This is a genomic window from Clostridium kluyveri (assembly GCF_001902295.1).
Classification (GTDB): Bacteria; Bacillota; Clostridia; order Clostridiales; family Clostridiaceae; genus Clostridium_B; species Clostridium_B kluyveri_B.
The window spans coordinates 1524116-1541205 of sequence record NZ_CP018335.1 but is presented as its reverse complement, the minus strand read 5'-3'; the positions used below and the strand labels follow the sequence as shown (position 1 = coordinate 1541205).

The following is a 17090-nucleotide window of genomic DNA, read 5'->3' as shown; positions in this document are numbered from 1 at the left end:
TTGTCACTTTTAAAATATACCACTTAATTTCACTACTTTAAGTACTTTATCTACAATACTTTCTGTATCAAGTCCATACAATTTATATAAAATACTTGGTTTCCCATGTGTTACAAACTCATCTTTAAATCCTAAATTTATTACATCTACTTTTCTATGTAATGTATTTACATACTCCAATATATAGGATCCAAGACCGCCTCTTATTATATTATCCTCAATAGTTATAATAGTCACATCCTCTTCCACCAACTCCCGAAGCATCACCTTATCTAAGGGCTTGATAAAACAGGCACTTATAACTCTTACTAAAATTCCCATTTGTTCAAGTTTTTCTGCCGCCAAGACTGCATGCTCCACCATTCTTCCCTGGGCTACCAATGCTATTTTCCCTTTATTTAAAATATATTCCCATCTGCCAAATTCAAAATCTTCTAAAGGCGTAAGGTATACATTATCCCCTCCCCGAGGATACCTTATAGCTATAGGATAATTTTGATTTAATGCCCACTTTAGCATATGTGTAAGTTCAGCCATACATTTAGGTGACATAACAGTCATATTAGGCATTTCAGTTAAATAGGACAAATCAAATATACCCTGATGAGTTTCTCCATCATCTCCCACAATTCCTGCCCTGTCCACAGCAAAAACCACCGGCAGCTTTTGAATACATATATCATGAAGAAGCTGATCATAACTTCTCTGAAGAAAAGTAGAATAAACTGCAAATACAGGTTTTAATCCTTCCACTGCCATTCCTCCTGCTAAAGTTACAGCATGTTGTTCTGCAATTCCCACATCAAAAAATCTTTCTGGAAATTCTTTTGCAAAATTTTGAAGTCCAGTGCCATCCCTCATGGCAGCAGTTATAACTACTATTTTTTTATCTTCTCTTGCTAAGTTTACCATTTCATCTCCAAAGACCTTGGAATATGTATTGGTGGAGGTAGCTGCTATCTCTCCATTATTACAATTGAAAGGCCCTATTCCATGAAATTTACCTGGATTTTTCTCTGCAAATTCATAACCCTTGCCTTTTTTAGTTATTACATGAATAATAACTGGATTATTTACTTTTTTTGCAGCAGTCATAACTTCCGTAAGGTCCTTTATATTATGTCCATCTATGGGCCCTAAATACTTTATTCCTATATCTTCAAAGAACATTCCCGATACTACCATTTTTTTTATTCCATTTTTTAATCTTTCAAGATATTTAGCCATACCTTTCCCTATATTAGGTATTTTTTTTAATGTACTTTCCACTTCTTCTTTAAATTTATTATACTTTGGATCTACTCTTAATTTATTTAAATATCTAGATACTCCTCCTACATTTTTCCCTATGGACATTTGATTGTCATTTAGTATTATTATAAGTTTTGTCTTTCTGTAGCCTACGTCATTTAGTGCCTCCAGTGCCATTCCTCCCGTTAATGCTCCGTCTCCTATAACTGCCACCACATTATGTTTTTCTCCCTTTAAGTCTCTAGCTCTGGCCATACCTAGTGCTGCAGATATGGAAGTACTGCTGTGTCCAGTTTCAAAGAAATCATACACACTTTCACATCTTTTAGGAAACCCGCTTATTCCTCCAAATTGTCTTAAGGTATGAAATTTATCTTTTCTTCCTGTAAGAAGCTTATGCACATAAGCTTGATGTCCTACATCCCATATAAGCTTATCATGATTTAAATCAAAAATACTAAATAAACTTAATGTAAGTTCTACAACCCCCAAATTGGATGCTAAATGCCCTCCCGTTTTAGACACATTTTCAATTAAAAATTCTCTAATTTCTAAAGCCAGCTGTTTTTTCTCATCTAAAGACATTTTTTTTATGTCATTTACATCTTTATAATTATCTAATAAATTAAACATTTTACCTATCCTCTTTTACACAATAATAATAGAAATTGAATACTCTACTGTGTCATAATACTTTATTTTTTTCTGTTTAATAAAAACAGAGTTAACTCTTTTAAATAAGAGGTATCTCCCTCTATTTCATTTAAAATTTCCATACACTCTTTCGTAATTTCGCTGCACATTCTGTCACATCTATCCAATCCATAAACAGTTACAAAGGTAGTCTTATTATTATTCAAGTCGCTTTTTGTCTTTTTTCCCAAAACAGCATCATCACCTAATACGTCCAATATATCATCCTTTATTTGAAATGCCAATCCTAACTTTTCACCATAACATTTTAATTTGTCTATTTCTTTCTCTCCAGTGGATGCATATACTGCAGCAGAAACTATTGAAGCTTTTATTATTGCTCCTGTTTTTCTACTGTGCATATAATAGAGCTTATCTACAGGTATTTTTACATTTTCGCTTAAAATATCTACTGTCTGCCCTCCTATCATTCCTTCTGCCCCTGCACTTTCAGAAATAATGCTACAAGCCCTTATGGCATTTTCCCCTTTTCCTATGCAGTGCCTAAACATAATGCTCATGGCTTCATTTAAGAGAGCATCTCCCCCGAGTATTGCAATAGCTTCTCCAAATATTTTGTGATTTGTAGGTTTTCCCCTTCTTAAATCATCATTATCCATAGCAGGCAGGTCATCGTGAATCAAAGAATAAGTATGTATCATTTCTATAGCCGCTGCAATATCCATAACTTTACTATAATCTGTATTATACATTCTATAGGTTAGAAGAAACAACATAGGCCTTATTCTCTTGCCTCCTGCATTTAAACTATATTCCATGGAATCATATATTTTTCTATTATAGGTTCCCCTGCCTTTCATATATTCCATCAAATATATATCTAGTTCTTCCTTTAGAGATTTAAATACCCTTTTAATTTCCATAGTATACTTCTCCATTCCGTAATTTTAAGATTCAATATCAAAATCCCTTTCTCCCTCTTCAGTAAGAACTTTTATTTTCTCTTCAGCTTCATTTAAAATCTTATATAACTTATTGCAGAGTTTTACCCCTTCTTCATAATTTTTTAAACTATTTTCCAAAGACAACTCACTACTATCCATAGATGCTACTATATTTTCCAGTTTTAACATTATGCTTTCATAAGTTTCTGTTTTCCTAGGCATAAATCCACAATCACCTCACTTTTTGTAATGAATAAGCTCAACTTTGGAAGTTCCATCTTTCATGGTAATATCAACTTTATATTTTTTATTTAGTTCTTCTATAGAAGATATAACATTTTTCTGTTCATCTTCTATTATACAATATCCTTTATTTAAAATATTCAATGGATTATGGGCAGAAAGAAGTGCATTTATTTTCCCTAGTTTTTCTTTTTTTTCATTAATGGTTACTTTCATTTTGAAGTCTAAGGATTCTTTGATTTTGTCTATATTCTCATATTCATTTGCTATGTAAGTTAAAGGATTATTTACTTCTAAAGTTTTTTTCACAAAAGCCAGTCTATTCTTTTTATCATTTACTGTATTTTTAACACTATTATAGAGCTTATTTTTATAATTTAATATTTTCTGCACATATTCTTCCAAACTGAAAACTCCAATTTCCGCAGCAGCAGAAGGGGTAGGTGCCCTCATGTCAGATACAAAATCCACTATGGTATAGTCAATTTCATGTCCAACTCCTGTTATTATAGGTTTTTTAGAACTATACACAGCTTCTGCCAATTTTTCATCGTTAAAGCACCAAAGCTCCTCTATAGAACCTCCTCCTCTTGCTATAATTATAAGTTCTACATCTTCCATGGAATTGAAAGCTTCAATCCCCTTTATAATATTATCACTAGCACCTGTTCCCTGTACTAGTGAAGGATAAATTAAAAGTTCTATTTTTTTATTTTTTCTTCTAGTTACATTTATTATATCTTTAACTGCTGCTCCTGTAGGTGATGTAATTACTCCTATTTTTTTAGCATAGATAGGTATCTTTTTCTTATGTGAAATATCAAATAATCCTTTTTTTTCTAATTCTATCTTTAGTTTTTCAAAAGCCAGATATAATTCTCCCATTCCCTCCGGCTTCATTTCACTACAATAAAGTTGATATACCCCTTCTTTTTCATATAGGGATATTCTTCCTTTAACTATAACTTTCATGCCATCTCCTGGCATAAAATTCAACCTTTCCACTGAACTTTTAAACATGATACAATTTATTTTACTAAACTTATCTTTTAAAGAAAAATACATATGTCCACTGCTGTGAAACTTAAAATTCGAAACTTCTCCTTTAACAGAACAATTACCAAGTATAAAATCATTATCCAGAGTTTTCTTTATGTAACGGTTAATATCAGACACTGTTAACGTTTTAATATACATACCTTACCTCTTATATATTATCACTTTTTTATTTTTCATCTTTTATCATATTTCCAAGCACTCCATTTATAAATGAGGCAGATTTTTCAGATGAATATTTTTTAGCTAATTCTATGGCTTCATTTATAGATACCTTTTCAGGTATATCATCTTCGTGTAAAAATTCATATGTACAAATTTTTAGAATTGCAGAATCTACTTTAGATAATCTATTCAGCTTCCAATTTCTCAAATATTTTTCAATCTCCATATTTAGCATATCTTCATTTTTTTCTATTCCCTTTAGCACTCTTATTACATAATCTATATCTATATTTTTCAAATCACCGGTATTTTCTCCATAAATTTGTGATGTACTATTTTTTTGACTTGTCTGCTCCATTTCAATATTTTCTTTTAAATTTGATATAATGACATCAGCTTTTTCTTTATTTATAGCCATTTGAAATAATAATTTCATGGTCAATTCTCTAGTCTTTTTTCTATTCATCTTTTCCTCCCGCCTGGATATATACTCTTTTAAAAATAATTATTGTCATTTCAGATATAATTATACTTAAACTAATATACTAGTTCAAGTATATCTATATACAAATATATATTTATACATAATCTAAGCATTTTAATACACACATTAAACATAAACACCCTCTTAACATAGAGGGTGTTAGTATTTTACTCTTCCATAATATCAATATCATCATTTTCTTCTGCCTTAGAAATCATAACATTTTGCACATGTATATTTACAGCTGAAACTTCCAATCCCGTTATAGATTCCACTGCCCTTTTTACATTTTGTTGAACCTTTAAGGCCACATCAGGAATTCTTACTCCATACTCTACTACCACAAATAAATCTATAGCTGCATTATTTTCTCCTACACTCACTTTGACGCCCTTTGATAAATTCTTTTTACCTGTTAGTATTTGGGTAATCCCCCCTACAAGACTGGCACTCATTCCAACTATTCCATTTATCTCCGTAGTAGCAAGACCTGCAATTACGCCTACAACTTCATCAGATATTTTTACAATACCCATGTTAATTTCATTATTCATATTTTCTTCCATAACTGCACCTCCTAGATTTCACATCATGGAAAGATTAACATTAGATACATTATATCAAATGAATTTTTCTTTTACAATTAATTTAACTATTTTTAACTCATTATTATTTTCACATATGTTATATCTATTATGTAACTATCCTTACTGCATTTAATCTTAAAAATTTAGTTTTCCTTCACTTCAATCTCCACATCCTGCAATTTAGAAATACTCATAACCACATCTTTTATTTCTCGTGTATTCTTATCTGTTAATTTTTCTTTATTTTTAACTATTATTCTAACCTTATCATTTTCTATAGAGCATATGGCATCCTCATACCCCTTACTTTTTAAAGTATTTTCTATCTTCATTTCATAATTTGCATTCATAGCCAGGGCAGTATATTTTTTTTCAGCATCTGTACGATTATCCTGAGATACATTTTGGTCATCTATAAAATTTTTTAAGGTTTGGAGAGTTTCTGCATTTTTTTGATCTCTTGTAAGTCTTGTTTCTTCGAAAAATTGAGACTCACTATCTTTAGATTGTGTAGTACCAGACTCTGTGCTTTTACTTTTAGTGCTGCTTGATGATACTGTACTATTACTAGTTCCATTATTATCTAAACCATTTACATAATTTATAGGACTATTGAGTTTTGTAGCAACTACTCCTACACAAACTATTAACGCTAAAAGAGTTACAATTATAACTGCCTGCTTTTTATTCATTTTAATTCCCCCTCTATATAAGACATCTTTGATTTATTATTTATTCTAAGATGTCTAACTCTAAAAAATTATATGCTTAAAGGTAGACTTATATACTACTTTTTCATAGGGTATACATTTACCTTATCTTCGGATAATCCAAATAAATCAGTTATAGCCTTTGATATCCTAAGTTCAGTTATTTTATTCTCAGCTCCTTCAGCTACCACAAACACCCCTGAGATTTTTGGATTGTATGTTTTTACTATGAGTGGTTCTGATTTGCTCCCATCGTTTGTGATAACCACTGTGCTTCCATTATTTTTTTGAGTAGTATTTCTCGTTCCTCCTTCATTATCCTTCTCCTCTGTGGTATTAGTTGTATCATTTACATTTACTGCTGGTACATGTTCCTCTCCACTTTCAAAACTAATCATGACTTCTACTTTTCCTACCCCTTCTATCTGTTCTAAAGTATTTTTTAAATTTTTTTGTATGGATTCTTCATAATCATGGGAGCTATTTTCATCTGTGGAGGTGGATTCTTCAGTGGTATCCTTTTTAGTATCATCTGTGCTACTACTTTTATTACTATTTAAATTATTATATGTATTTTTACTGTAACCACTAAAAAAATTTATAGTTATAATTATGAGCAATCCTATTAAAAATACTATGGCCAAATTCGTAATATTTTTTTTATCATTAGAATTTTTTTTATCACCTTTTTTAAGAAGCTCGTTAAGCCATTTTTTAAAATTCAAAATTACCCCTCCTCATCAAGAATTTACATGTATCACATCTTCCGATACATTTAATTCCTTGCTTAAGTAGTTCTTTATCTTATTACACTGCTCATTATTTTCTTCATCAAAATTACTTACAGAAGTAGTTTTACCACTTACATCTACTTTTTTCACTTTTTCAACACTACCTTTTTGAATTTCTACATTCATATTTTTTATATATACAATATTGTTTTCCTCATCATAGGCAGCCTCCACCATTACCTTATAATTTCCATCTGGATATTTTTCCTTTAAGTCTTTTTCACAGCTTAACTTGAGATTACTTTCAAAAGCTTCTATGGTGTCTGCTTTACTTTTTTCCTTATATTCATTAAAATCTTTTAAAGATTTTTCACTTTTAGTATTCTCTTCAAAGCTCTCTATAGCTTTTGCTGTATAGCTGTTTATATCAAAATCTTTATTAAATATCTTTATCAACGGATTAATAAATACTGTAATCAATATAAGCCCCAATACAAATTTACAATATTTTTTCATACTATTATCTGGTAAAAGCATCTCTATGGCAGTAATGAAAAATACAGCTGTACATATGCCTATTAACCACTGTCTCAGGGATTCAATCATAACATTTCACCCCTTTCATATCATAACTCTTCCTGCTGAAGCTACAATTGATATCATTATAAAGAACATTATAGACACACATATTAGACAAGACATTATAAGTATAAGAGAATCTCCTGCAGAATTTATGCAGTTCACCAATCTTCCATCACTTATAGGTTCTATAAGGGCTGCTGTTAATTTATACAAAACTATCATAATTATTAATTTAATTATAGGAAATAAAAGCATCGCTATAATTACTATGAGCCCTAAACTGCTCAATGCATTTTTTAATAATACGGAATATCCAGCTACGGTAGATATAGCATCTGACAGACTCTTGCCTACTATAGGTACAAAATTGTCTACTGCAAATTTGGCTGTTTTTGCTGTAACCTGATCAATAGTCTTTGAAGTAATTCCTCTTATAGTTATTACCCCTATAAATATGGTCATTATAATTCCCTGGGTCCATAATGCACCTTGATTTAAAAGCTTGGTCAATTTGTCTATCTTATACTCGGAAGATAAGTTATTTACAAATTGAAGTACAAAGGACATGGATATTACAGGAATTATAATATACATAAATAAATTTGCACTTATAGTTATAGCTCCTATTATGATTGGATCCATAACTGCGGCTTCTACAAAACCTCCTACAGAAGCTACTAAGGTTATAAGCACAGGTATTAAGGCTACCATAAAACTTGTCATTTGGTTTATAGCAGATTTGGCTATATCCACTCCTATATAAAAACTCTTTGACATTATTATTATTATAAGTGAGTAACATGCAAAATATGCTATATTAGATAATTGTTCACTGCTAAAGGCTCTTTGTAAATTGGTAAGAAGAGTGCATATAATTGATATTATTACTAAAAGTACTAATAACTTTAAAGATGCTTTCAACTCTCTTACCCCATAGGACATTACTGCACTTAAAATTTTTTTAAATGATATACCTCCTTCTCCACTTTTTAAAAAATTTTTCACGTAGGTTTTCACATCTATGTCATTTAATAACTCATTATCCGTCTTCATATTTGTTATATAATCATAGAATTGATTTATCTGTTCCTGATCACTTCCATCTTCTTCATTTTTCACAGTATTTTGTTGAGTATTTTCCACATTTATTTTACTTTGTGTATTTGTTTCTGCAGTGTTTGTATCAAAAGCTTGTACATTAAAACATATTAATAAAACTATAGTTAATATCAATACACTATTTTTCATAATTAACACCTACATAATCTTTAAAATTGACTGTAATACAGCCATAAGTATAGGAATTGCAAGTACTAAAATTAAAATTTTACCTGCAAATTCAACTTTTGCTCCTAAATTCCCCTGTCCTGCATCCCTGCATATCTCACTGCAAAAAGAAGCCAAATATGCAATAGCAAGTATTTTAAATACAGTGGTTAAATAAATAAAATTTATATTTGCCTTAGCTGCTAATTGCTGTATAAATTGCAGTATGGCAGTTATCTTGGTTATCATAAATAAAAATATCATAACCCCAGAAACTATACTTATATAAACTGCTATATCATCTCTTCTATCTTTAAACAGTAATACTATAAATAATGCAACAAATGCAAATGCTACTACTTTAATTATCTCCATGGCGCTCTCCTAAAGTTGAAACATAGTTCTAACTGTATTGAATAATTTATTTACCAAGTCTATTACCATCATAAGTACAATTAAAATTCCCGCTAAGTTGGTTACCACTGCATAATCCCCTTTGCCGCTGGATTCTAAAACTTTATTTATAAGGATAACAATTATGCCTACCCCTGCTATCTTAAAAATTAAACTTATGTCCATCATTTGATTATCTCCCCTTTTCCTTCCCATTAACCATCCAGAAACCATAAAAAGCATAAACAAATTACTTAAATTGAAATTATTACTATTACGGCTCCTAATGAAAAACCCAAACTTCTGCACATTTTTAAATTCTTACTCATTAAAATTTGAGAAGTTTCTATTTGTTCTTTTATATTTTCGAGTGTTAGTGAAAACATCTTTTTCTGTCCCTCTATATCTGATTCCCCAAGGGTTCTAGATAAATCTAACAAAGCAGCTGTATCTTCTTTTTTTAAATTCAAAGTATTTTCCCTAGCCTTTAATGTATGGCTGAAAGCTTCATACACACTATCGACAGAATTTTTTTCTAACATTTGAGAAATGTCTTTAAATATGTCCTTAACAGGATTTACACTTTTACATGCAGTATTTAAAATAGCTTCTGGCAGAGGTGTATGAGTGTATATTATTTCATTTTGAAGCTGATACATACACCTTTGTATTTCTTTTAGCTGTCTTACTCTCTTTTTAAATCCTTCCCCATATATAACACCTATTCCTGTAGATGCAGCTAATATCATAATGCATCCTAAAAATTTCACCATTTTTATGGCCTCCATATTACTGAATCATTTAAAAAATTATATATATATTCTACTGTACCAGAGCCCTCTTTGCTGCTTAATACTACGGCTCTTTTAAATACTTTATTCTCAACTATTTCCTTAAACACAGGTCTGCTGTACAAATCTTCTGTTCCATAACCATGAATAGTAGTAATTAAATTTACTCCAGAATTCAGAGCAGTTAAAATGCTATCCATATCCTTATAGGTTCCAATCTCATCACAAACTATAACCTCTGGAGACATGCTTCTAATGGCCATAATTATACCCTGACTTTTAGGACATCCATCTAATATATCTGTTCTCATGCCTACATTTAATTGGGGCATTCCATTAAAACAAGCTCCTATCTCACTTCTTTCATCTATTACACAAACCTTTTTTCCTGTAAGCCCTAAGCTTTTCATCCCTTGAGAAATATTTCTTACAATATCTCTTATAAGGGTAGTCTTCCCACACTTGGGTGGAGAAATTATTATAGTATTTATTACTTTATCTTTTTTTAAAATAAACTTCATAATAGAATCAGAACACCCTATAATCTCTCTACATATCCTTATATTTATAGATGCAATATCTTTTATAGTTTTTACCTCATTCTTTTCGATAATACACCTTCCACATATGCCAACTCTATGTCCCCCTCTAATGGTTATATATCCTTGTTTAATTTCTTCTTCAAAAGCATAAATGGAATAATTACTCATTCTTTGGACTATCACCTTTAAATCCTCTAATTTAGGTACATATTGAACTACAACTTCTTTTCTGCCCAGCTGCATTATTAAAGGTTTATTTGTCCTTATTCTTATTTCTTGCAAATCAGGGGATTTTATTAAATCTCCTATGGCCCTTTTCAAGTTTTCAGGTATAATATTTAAAATTTCTTTAGTATCTATATCTTTCATCTCCTTTCTTTTATATTAATTTTTATTTTTATTTTCCATGAATTATTCCACATAAATAAAAAAATAAAAAATACCACCAAGATCCAAGGACCTTAGTGGTATTTTTTATCTGAATGCTGCCATTCTTCAAAGTGGGGGATAACAATGCAATCTTATTCTTCATCTTTTACATCATCATCTTTAATATATATATTGTTATGGCAATTTGGACATGTCAACTCTTTTCTTCTTTCTAATATATCTTTATCTACATATACCATATCATTGCAATTAGGACATTGAATTTCTGTAAAATTTTCTCCTTCATCTTTATAAGCCTCGTAATCATCATCATATAAGTTATCTTGAAGATCTGCCAGATCTTTATTCATACAATCTATATAAGCCCTCATATCCTTCTGGTCTTCAGATATGTTCTCTATTTCCTCTGCTATAATTTTAAGTACATTTACAATTTCTATAATAACTTTTCCGTCATTAGTATTTTTATCAATTTTTAACCCGTCTACTAAACCTTTAAGATAAGATACTTTAGATATAATAGAATGCATGATACCACATCCTTAAATTTATTTTGCCATTAGTATTTCCTAAACTCTTTCCATATATTCTCCACTTCTTGTATCAACTCTTATGGTTTCTCCTTGATTTACAAATATAGGTACTGATACAACTGCTCCTGTTTCAAGAGTAGCTGGCTTTAACACATTTGTAGCAGTATTTCCCTTAACTCCTGGTTCTGTATGGGTTACCTGAAGTTCAACAAAGTTTGGAGCTTCCACAGAAAATGCCTCTCCTTTATAAAACTTTATTATAGCAAACATGTTCTCTTTTAAAAATTTTATTGCTTCCTGTACCTTTGCATATTCCAGTGGAATTTGCTCAAAAGTCTCCTGATCCATAAAATAATACAATTCTCCATCTGAATACAAGTACTGCATTTCTTTTCTCTCTATAACTGCTTCTTGCAATTTGGCACTGGGATTAAAAGTAGTATCAGTAACTGATCCCGTTATAACATTTCTAAGTTTTGTTCTCACAAATGCTGCTCCTTTACCTGGTTTTACATGAAGAAAGTCTACTACTGTATACACTTGTCCATCTTGTTCAAAAGTAGTTCCTTTTCTTAAATCTCCTGCTGATATCATTATATCTATGCCGTCATGTAAACTTAGATCATATGAATCTTAAGTTTACTTTCCCCTTCATAATGCATCGATTTCGCAATTAGCTAATTTCGGTCTGGTCTTACACTCCAAGGACATAAATTCGGATGTACATCACCCTACATAATCAACATATAAAATGTTGATACAACGGCTTTAACCCCTTTCTTATTCTTATTCGACCTTTTTCAATTTTTATCTAGTTTTATGATCTATTATAATAATATAATATTATATTATATAATTACCCTATACATATTAACTCTTTTGAGGCTTTTGATAGAACCTTTCCTCCTTTTTCTGTAACTACTAGTAAATCTTCTATTCTGACTCCTCCAAAATCTGGTATATATATCCCTGGTTCATCTGTAACCACCATACCCACTTCTAACTTATCCTTATTCTTAAATGATATGGTAGGTGCTTCATGAATTTGTCTTCCCACTCCATGTCCTAGGCCGTGGCCAAAATACTTTCCATAACCTTCTCTTTCTATATAGCCCCTAGCTATGCTGTCTACATCTGCAGCAGGTGTTCCAGGCTTATATTCCTTTAAAGCCAATTGTTGAGCTTCCAGCACAGCATTGTATATTTTTAACATTTTTTGCGTTGGCTCGCCTATTACAACCGTTCTTGTCATATCAGAACAGTACTCATTAAATATGCATCCAAAATCTAATGTCAAAAACTCGCCTTTATTTATAATTTTATCTGTTGCTTCCCCATGTGGGAGACTGGATCTTATTCCAGATGCAACTATAGATGGAAAAGACAACTCTTTAGCTCCTAATTTTTTCATATAAAATTCTAACTCTAAACCTATTTCCCTCTCTGTCATACCACATTTTGTAAATTTCACTATATGTTCAAAAGCTTTATCTGCAATCTCAGCTGCCTTTTGTATTGATTCTATTTCAAATTCGTCTTTTACTGTTCTTAATTTTTCTATAATTCCATCCATGGGAACAAATTCACATTGTAATTTATTAGTATAAAGAGTATATTGACTGTAGGAAAGTATGTTTTCTTCAAATCCAATTCTTTTAACATCTATTTTATTTAACAAGTCATTCAAAAAATCTATAAGGGAAACACCTCTGCCATACTCTACCACTTCATAATCTTTAACTTGCTGCCTGGCCTGTTCTGTAAATCTTGAATCAGTTATAAAAAAAGCTTTATCACAAGTTATAACAGAAAAACTTTCATTTCCTGTGAATCCACTTAAATAATTTCTATTGACATCTCCCACCAGCAAGACCCCATCAATGTCCTTTTTCCTCATAGCCTTTCTTAATTTCTCAATTCTTTTTTTGAACACTTAAATTACCCCCTTTTCTCTAATAGGGAATAACACTTTTATACATATTAAACCTTTACCTATGGGACTTTTATTACTCCCTTAAAATTTAAAAACCACTACTCACCAAATAACAACAAATACAGCGGAACCTTTATGCTGAAAAATGCTGTAAGTTGTATTAAAAACTGTACTAAATGGCCCTACAGTATTACCTTAAACAATGTTATTTTATCAAAACTAATGATTATTTGCAAACATATTATTTAAACATCTTTAAATAAAAACTAATAAATATTTTTATTTAACATTGCACTATATATTGTATACCATCTGTAAATTCAGAAAATATTACTCATTTTTTCTAAATTTTATATCTGTTACTACTTTCATGTTATTTAACTCCTCCTGTTGAATTCTAATACTTGATATACTATAGAAATTATCAGTATTTTTAATTTGCGTTAAAACACTCTTTACTTTATTTTTATCTCCTATTATTTCAGCTTGAAGTGACAAACTTTCACTATTGGAATTTGTGAAGTTTAGTATATTAAGATTTTCTATATTATTTAATTCACTTAAAACTTTTGCATAACTTATTTTATAGTTTTTTTTAATTTCTTTTTTCTCTAACAATTGAAGTTTATTATCTTGATATTTTATAAGAGAAATAACTTTATAATTCTTTACCAAAAGTATACCACCTATACAAATTAAAAATATTATAATAACTCTATATAAATTATTTACCTTATTCATAGTTAATATTCCACCTTAATTCAAATAGAATCACTTTAAAAACAAATTTATTTTCCAGTTTGTATTTTCTTCCTTATCATTCCCCAAACAACTAAAGTTTTTTACCACAAATTTATTAGAATTTTCTATATCTTTAATTAAAGAGAGACACTCTTGTTCCTTTCCCATTATATCTATTTCTATGTTTTTGTTTTCAATATTCATACTTTTAAAATTTTTCTCTTTAGATATATAATCATAAAAATCCATGAAACTTTTAATAGTATTATCCCTGCTGTATTGTGACTTTCCTATAAAAGTATGCTCCTTCAATTTATTTTCTATGCTGCTGAGTTTACCTTTATTTATTGAATATATATTGAATATTATAATATTAAAAATTAAAATTATTAAAATAAAAATTTTCAGATTTTTACTTTTTTTATTCTCTTTATTTTGTATATACCAGTATGGTAAAAAATATATGTTTTTCATAATTAAAATTACCCCTCTTGAATTCAGACATATTTAAATTTTAGTGTATATTAATAGGGCTTTATTATTATTTAATACTAAAATTGCCCAAATCCTTGCAAGTATATTTTTTACATAAAGCTTCTATTATGTCTTTATATAGAAAATTTACAAATACTATGGTAGAAAACTTAATTTTGGGGATTAGAATATTTAATTTAAATTTAAATTCTTCTAAAATCCCTAAAAATTCTTCTTTAATAATTATATTTTTAAATACATTATTAAATACAACCTTATCACCTTCACAAGCCATAAGATACAAGGTATCCTCTTTAATTAAAGTAAATATATAATTTCCCTTTCCTAATTTATCTTTATAAGTTGACCAAATATAAAATTGAATAGGCATTATTCCTTTAATGTTACCTCCTTTATCATTACATACTTTTGCTATATTCATATTACTCCAATTCATACAAAAAACAATTAGCCCTAAGCTGTGTTTACTATGCTTAACTATTTCATAGGAAAACATTATATTATCCATATTTTTAAATCTACTTTTTAATTCATTTCTTACAACCTCATAAAGATTTTCTCTTTTTATTTTTGGTAAATCCATATATGTTATATATATCTCTTCCCCATGAACCAATATACATAATTTTTTATTTTTTAAGTTAACTTTAATATCCTGAAGCTTATTTGAAAAAATAATTCTTTTTTTACTTCTATTAAATAAATTTACGAAAAAATTTTTCTTATATATTTCTCTATAAATTATGTTTTTTCCTCCTACCTCTAAAAATGATTTTTGCCACATTTTTCAATCTCCTTTCTTAAAGGAATAATCTATACAACTAAATACCGCATCCTTACCTTTTATTTCATATTCAAAGGTTTCCTGTTTGTAAAAATCCCCATCAATCACATATTCAATAATGAAACAATCTGTATTTCCATCATAATAAATGCAGGATTCCTCAAAATATATTCTAAAATTATCTAAAGAATTCATATACTCTTTCACATTAGTCGTCTCACATAATATAGTTTCACATATATACTGATTTAATTCAGTAAGAAGATATTCCTTATATTTTTCTGTTATATTAATTTTAAAAGTTTGTTTATGTGTGTCTACTCCATTAGATCTGATATTCATTTCCATACTATAGCATCCAAGTGAAATAAGAATGCAAATACATCCTATAAATAGCACATATACTAATATGAATCCTCCCTTAACTTCTCTCTTTCTATGGCAAAGCATCTCCTATAAGTCTCACCTCTCTTCATCTTTATAGATACATAGAATACTTTCTCCTGTCTTTCAAGTTGAAAATTCTCTATATTCTTTAATATGTTATTTACACTAGATGAATTAACGGCTCCATAAGAAATTACAATTGCAGTGCCTTTATTTTTCTTTATATAATCATACCCTTTATTGTCATATCTTCTTAGAATTATCATATTATCTTTTATATCTACATATTTTGCATTCTTTATTTCATTTTCAATTATAATGAATGCTTCATTCACATAAAAATTCTCTCTGCTATAATTTATTTCTTCTCTATGTAACTTCATGTATTTTGATAGGGCAGTTATTGGAAGATTAATTATTATACCTATTAATGATAAAACCATAACCATTTCTATAATTGTAAAGCCCTTTTTAATCTTTATCTTATTTTTTATAGTTTCCCTTATAGAATTCACACTCCCGAACTTTTATACTACCATATATATTCTCATAAAATTGTAAATTCACCTTTAAGACTTCTGATCCTGATATACTTAAAACAACATAGGGTTCCTCATCAGGTACTTCATCTGAGGCTAAATTAATTAGATTATTATCCTTAATACTGTGGAAATTTAAATCATTACAGCTTATATATCTTTTATTCATACTATTTAAATACATAATTTCATCATAACTGCAATTGTAAATAATATTATTTTTAATATACTCCATAATCAAAATGGAATTATATAAATCTTTATTATATTCTTTTACTTTGAATGAATTTAACTGTATAGAGATAGCTGTCATGAACAATATTGAAAAAATTGTTATACTGCATAATACTTCAATTAAAGTAAATCCTTTTTTAATTAATATTCTATCTTTTTTAAAATACTGTTTATACTGCACTTTAATATTTGAATTCCACATAAGTTGTTCCAACACACATGGTAAGACAATGCATTTCTCCTTTTCTATCTTTAAATTTTATACTGCAGGCGTCTGCAGTAATACCCCTATTATCTATTTTTATTCTATTGTCATTACTTACTTGATTTAAAGTAAAACCCTCTGGTAATTCCATTTTAAATATTTCTTCCAGACCACTGCTGAAAGTTATGTTCCCATCTTTCACATTAAAATATATGTATCCCCCTTGTTTACCTTTATCCCTGCAATAAATCTTGGAATTATTTATAAAATTTATGATTCTATTACCAGTTAAATCAACATCTATTCTATTTTTCATACTGCTGAAAGCTCCCATATTAATTAGAGTAAAACTTAAAAGTATGGAAAATAGACCTATTACTAGAATCAATTCTATAAGAGTAAATCCTTTTAACTTAATCTCAAGCATCATAAATTATCTCCTTGGAATAA

The 17090-nt window shown here is 29.2% G+C and carries 24 protein-coding genes; all 24 read right to left on the bottom strand.

Annotated elements, in window-relative coordinates:
• Positions 1-9: 9 nt before the first annotated feature.
• Positions 10-1884: a 1-deoxy-D-xylulose-5-phosphate synthase gene (dxs, locus tag BS101_RS07590; RefSeq protein WP_073538280.1), complete on the bottom strand. Its 1875-nt coding sequence runs from the start codon at positions 1882-1884 to the stop codon at positions 10-12.
• 62 nt (positions 1885-1946) lie between these two features.
• Positions 1947-2828 carry a polyprenyl synthetase family protein gene (locus BS101_RS07585; RefSeq protein ID WP_073538279.1) on the bottom strand — a complete coding sequence of 294 codons (882 nt, stop codon included), beginning with the start codon at positions 2826-2828 and terminating at the stop codon, positions 1947-1949.
• A gap of 24 nt (positions 2829-2852) precedes the next feature.
• Positions 2853-3071, bottom strand: coding sequence for an exodeoxyribonuclease VII small subunit (locus BS101_RS07580; protein WP_073538278.1), 219 nt, complete (start codon positions 3069-3071; stop codon positions 2853-2855).
• 15 nt (positions 3072-3086) lie between these two features.
• Positions 3087-4289 (bottom strand): exodeoxyribonuclease VII large subunit, encoded by a 1203-nt coding sequence (gene xseA / locus BS101_RS07575; protein WP_073538277.1) that lies wholly within the window; start codon positions 4287-4289, stop codon positions 3087-3089.
• Between the two features lie 28 nt (positions 4290-4317).
• Positions 4318-4779: a transcription antitermination factor NusB gene (gene nusB / locus BS101_RS07570; RefSeq protein ID WP_073538276.1), complete on the bottom strand. Its 462-nt coding sequence runs from the start codon at positions 4777-4779 to the stop codon at positions 4318-4320.
• Positions 4780-4964: 185 nt separating this feature from the next.
• Positions 4965-5363 (bottom strand): Asp23/Gls24 family envelope stress response protein, encoded by a 399-nt coding sequence (locus BS101_RS07565; protein WP_073538275.1) that lies wholly within the window; start codon positions 5361-5363, stop codon positions 4965-4967.
• Positions 5364-5527: 164 nt separating this feature from the next.
• Positions 5528-6076 carry a SpoIIIAH-like family protein gene (locus BS101_RS07560; RefSeq protein ID WP_073538274.1) on the bottom strand — a complete coding sequence of 183 codons (549 nt, stop codon included), beginning with the start codon at positions 6074-6076 and terminating at the stop codon, positions 5528-5530.
• Between the two features lie 95 nt (positions 6077-6171).
• Positions 6172-6819 carry a stage III sporulation protein AG gene (gene spoIIIAG / locus BS101_RS07555; RefSeq protein WP_073538273.1) on the bottom strand — a complete coding sequence of 216 codons (648 nt, stop codon included), beginning with the start codon at positions 6817-6819 and terminating at the stop codon, positions 6172-6174.
• A 15-nt stretch (positions 6820-6834) separates the two neighbouring features.
• Positions 6835-7431 carry a stage III sporulation protein AF gene (gene spoIIIAF / locus BS101_RS07550; RefSeq protein ID WP_073538272.1) on the bottom strand — a complete coding sequence of 199 codons (597 nt, stop codon included), beginning with the start codon at positions 7429-7431 and terminating at the stop codon, positions 6835-6837.
• Positions 7432-7446: 15 nt separating this feature from the next.
• Positions 7447-8655, bottom strand: coding sequence for a stage III sporulation protein AE (gene spoIIIAE / locus BS101_RS07545; protein WP_073538271.1), 1209 nt, complete (start codon positions 8653-8655; stop codon positions 7447-7449).
• A 9-nt stretch (positions 8656-8664) separates the two neighbouring features.
• Complete coding sequence (spoIIIAD, locus tag BS101_RS07540) at positions 8665-9048, bottom strand: stage III sporulation protein AD (protein WP_073538270.1); 384 nt, start codon at positions 9046-9048, stop codon at positions 8665-8667.
• A gap of 9 nt (positions 9049-9057) precedes the next feature.
• Positions 9058-9255 carry a stage III sporulation protein AC gene (gene spoIIIAC, locus BS101_RS07535; RefSeq protein ID WP_073541181.1) on the bottom strand — a complete coding sequence of 66 codons (198 nt, stop codon included), beginning with the start codon at positions 9253-9255 and terminating at the stop codon, positions 9058-9060.
• Positions 9256-9320: 65 nt separating this feature from the next.
• On the bottom strand, positions 9321-9839 hold the full coding sequence (spoIIIAB, locus tag BS101_RS07530) for a stage III sporulation protein SpoIIIAB (protein WP_073538269.1): 519 nt from the start codon (positions 9837-9839) through the stop codon (positions 9321-9323).
• Between the two features lie 2 nt (positions 9840-9841).
• Positions 9842-10768 (bottom strand): stage III sporulation protein AA, encoded by a 927-nt coding sequence (gene spoIIIAA, locus BS101_RS07525; RefSeq protein ID WP_073538268.1) that lies wholly within the window; start codon positions 10766-10768, stop codon positions 9842-9844.
• Between the two features lie 152 nt (positions 10769-10920).
• Complete coding sequence (locus BS101_RS07520; RefSeq protein WP_073538267.1) at positions 10921-11319, bottom strand: CD1247 N-terminal domain-containing protein; 399 nt, start codon at positions 11317-11319, stop codon at positions 10921-10923.
• Between the two features lie 39 nt (positions 11320-11358).
• Complete coding sequence (efp, locus tag BS101_RS07515) at positions 11359-11916, bottom strand: elongation factor P (RefSeq protein ID WP_012101597.1); 558 nt, start codon at positions 11914-11916, stop codon at positions 11359-11361.
• Positions 11917-12178: 262 nt separating this feature from the next.
• Positions 12179-13255, bottom strand: a complete 1077-nt coding sequence (locus BS101_RS07510) for a M24 family metallopeptidase (protein WP_073538266.1) — start codon at positions 13253-13255, stop codon at positions 12179-12181.
• A gap of 330 nt (positions 13256-13585) precedes the next feature.
• Positions 13586-13996, bottom strand: a complete 411-nt coding sequence (locus BS101_RS07505; protein ID WP_073538265.1) for a hypothetical protein — start codon at positions 13994-13996, stop codon at positions 13586-13588.
• 30 nt (positions 13997-14026) lie between these two features.
• Positions 14027-14470: a hypothetical protein gene (locus BS101_RS07500; RefSeq protein WP_073538264.1), complete on the bottom strand. Its 444-nt coding sequence runs from the start codon at positions 14468-14470 to the stop codon at positions 14027-14029.
• A gap of 67 nt (positions 14471-14537) precedes the next feature.
• Positions 14538-15275, bottom strand: a complete 738-nt coding sequence (locus tag BS101_RS07495; protein ID WP_073538263.1) for a hypothetical protein — start codon at positions 15273-15275, stop codon at positions 14538-14540.
• A gap of 3 nt (positions 15276-15278) precedes the next feature.
• The gene (locus BS101_RS07490; protein WP_073538262.1) at positions 15279-15623 is read right to left on the bottom strand and encodes a hypothetical protein; all 345 of its coding nucleotides are present in this window, start codon (positions 15621-15623) and stop codon (positions 15279-15281) included.
• 56 nt (positions 15624-15679) lie between these two features.
• On the bottom strand, positions 15680-16177 hold the full coding sequence (locus BS101_RS07485; RefSeq protein WP_083585668.1) for a ComGF family competence protein: 498 nt from the start codon (positions 16175-16177) through the stop codon (positions 15680-15682).
• The gene (locus BS101_RS07480; protein WP_083585812.1) at positions 16146-16637 is read right to left on the bottom strand and encodes a prepilin-type N-terminal cleavage/methylation domain-containing protein; all 492 of its coding nucleotides are present in this window, start codon (positions 16635-16637) and stop codon (positions 16146-16148) included. Before BS101_RS07480 ends, BS101_RS07485 begins: the two co-directional genes overlap by 32 nt.
• Entirely contained in the window at positions 16618-17070 is a 453-nt protein-coding gene (locus BS101_RS07475) for a type II secretion system protein (protein WP_242951425.1), read from the bottom strand. Before BS101_RS07475 ends, BS101_RS07480 begins: the two co-directional genes overlap by 20 nt.
• Between the last annotated feature and the right edge of the window lie 20 nt (positions 17071-17090).

Bases quoted from the DNA above. Each gene is read 5' to 3' on its own strand.
- xseA (WP_073538277.1), bottom strand. From the start codon at position 4,289: ATGTATATTAAAACGTTAACAGTGTCTGATATTAACCGTTACATAAAG.
- BS101_RS07475 (WP_242951425.1), bottom strand. From the start codon at position 17,070: ATGATGCTTGAGATTAAGTTAAAAGGATTTACTCTTATAGAATTGATT.
- efp (WP_012101597.1), bottom strand. From the start codon at position 11,916: ATGATATCAGCAGGAGATTTAAGAAAAGGAACTACTTTTGAACAAGAT.
- BS101_RS07495 (WP_073538263.1), bottom strand. From the start codon at position 15,275: ATGTGGCAAAAATCATTTTTAGAGGTAGGAGGAAAAAACATAATTTAT.
- nusB (WP_073538276.1), bottom strand. From the start codon at position 4,779: ATGAATAGAAAAAAGACTAGAGAATTGACCATGAAATTATTATTTCAA.
- spoIIIAA (WP_073538268.1), bottom strand. From the start codon at position 10,768: ATGAAAGATATAGATACTAAAGAAATTTTAAATATTATACCTGAAAAC.
- BS101_RS07580 (WP_073538278.1), bottom strand. From the start codon at position 3,071: ATGCCTAGGAAAACAGAAACTTATGAAAGCATAATGTTAAAACTGGAA.
- BS101_RS07585 (WP_073538279.1), bottom strand. From the start codon at position 2,828: ATGGAAATTAAAAGGGTATTTAAATCTCTAAAGGAAGAACTAGATATA.
- BS101_RS07505 (WP_073538265.1), bottom strand. From the start codon at position 13,996: ATGAATAAGGTAAATAATTTATATAGAGTTATTATAATATTTTTAATT.
- spoIIIAF (WP_073538272.1), bottom strand. From the start codon at position 7,431: ATGATTGAATCCCTGAGACAGTGGTTAATAGGCATATGTACAGCTGTA.
- BS101_RS07520 (WP_073538267.1), bottom strand. From the start codon at position 11,319: ATGCATTCTATTATATCTAAAGTATCTTATCTTAAAGGTTTAGTAGAC.
- BS101_RS07490 (WP_073538262.1), bottom strand. From the start codon at position 15,623: ATGGAAATGAATATCAGATCTAATGGAGTAGACACACATAAACAAACT.
- BS101_RS07560 (WP_073538274.1), bottom strand. From the start codon at position 6,076: ATGAATAAAAAGCAGGCAGTTATAATTGTAACTCTTTTAGCGTTAATA.
- spoIIIAB (WP_073538269.1), bottom strand. From the start codon at position 9,839: ATGGTGAAATTTTTAGGATGCATTATGATATTAGCTGCATCTACAGGA.
- spoIIIAC (WP_073541181.1), bottom strand. From the start codon at position 9,255: ATGATGGACATAAGTTTAATTTTTAAGATAGCAGGGGTAGGCATAATT.
- BS101_RS07565 (WP_073538275.1), bottom strand. From the start codon at position 5,363: ATGGAAGAAAATATGAATAATGAAATTAACATGGGTATTGTAAAAATA.
- BS101_RS07500 (WP_073538264.1), bottom strand. From the start codon at position 14,470: ATGAAAAACATATATTTTTTACCATACTGGTATATACAAAATAAAGAG.
- BS101_RS07480 (WP_083585812.1), bottom strand. From the start codon at position 16,637: ATGTGGAATTCAAATATTAAAGTGCAGTATAAACAGTATTTTAAAAAA.
- dxs (WP_073538280.1), bottom strand. From the start codon at position 1,884: ATGTTTAATTTATTAGATAATTATAAAGATGTAAATGACATAAAAAAA.
- spoIIIAD (WP_073538270.1), bottom strand. From the start codon at position 9,048: ATGGAGATAATTAAAGTAGTAGCATTTGCATTTGTTGCATTATTTATA.
- spoIIIAE (WP_073538271.1), bottom strand. From the start codon at position 8,655: ATGAAAAATAGTGTATTGATATTAACTATAGTTTTATTAATATGTTTT.